This window comes from Oleiphilus sp. HI0086, from assembly GCF_001635225.1.
The window spans coordinates 1-858 of record NZ_LWFZ01001076.1 but is presented as its reverse complement, the minus strand read 5'-3'; the positions used below and the strand labels follow the sequence as shown (position 1 = coordinate 858).

Below are 858 nucleotides of genomic sequence, written 5' to 3'. Positions count from 1 at the left end.
TTTCTGCGCCATAAGCTTTAGCAACTGCTCAATATCTAACTCGGACGAGAGTTCAGCGCTTGCCAATAAAAGTATCTCAAGGTCTAAAGAACGTTCCTTTAGCTGAATACTGTGTCTATCCAGTTGGTCTTTGAGGCTTAGGTGTTGATGGGAAAGCTGTTCAGCCATGCTGTTGAAACTGTCAGCAAGTTCCTCCAATTCGTCCCCGGTATCTAAATTGACTCGATAATCCCATTCTGAGCTTTTAAGCCTCTGAGTCGCCTTAACCAGGTCGTTAATGGGACGTGTAATCGAACGAACTAGCTGGAAGCTAAAAAAGACAAGGAAAAAGACGAGAAGCGTGCCGCTAATGACAACGCTTTTTTGTGCGCCATAACGCATCTCAGATGCTTCATGAAAAGCTTTTTCTAATTCATGGTCAAGAAAAATATGAATCTGGTCTAGCTGTGTGGTGATTTTCTGGCCTAATGCATCGAACTCACTCAACAAGCTGTTTTTCCCGCTAGTTTCGGTAGAACCCGCTAAAACTAATAGGTTCGAGCTCAGGCTAGATAAGCGAGCAATGTCACTTCTAACTCGTTTCAACAGAAATTGTTCTTTTTCAGCTAATATGGGTTTATGCTCAATTGTTTCCAAGAGAGCGTTTAGCTCGTCAATAAGATTACTGAACTGTGAACCTTCTTTTTTGACTCGAATAGAAGCCCGTTGTTCGGCTAATAGGGATACAAACACAGTTTGTGCTTGATCGACTATTCCAGTATGGCTAATAATTTTGTCTACCAACAAAAACTTCTTATCTATCCTAGATTGCTCAAATAAAACGTAGGCTAGTGTCGCGGAAATTAATACCAGACACAC

Annotated in this window: 1 protein-coding gene; it reads right to left on the bottom strand. The window is 41.5% G+C overall.

The window, feature by feature from the left end; all coding sequences use genetic code 11:
- Positions 1-783 (bottom strand): HAMP domain-containing protein (locus A3756_RS19105; protein WP_156490608.1); only part of this gene is annotated, 783 nt, incomplete at its 3' end.
- Positions 784-858: the final 75 nt, after the last annotated feature.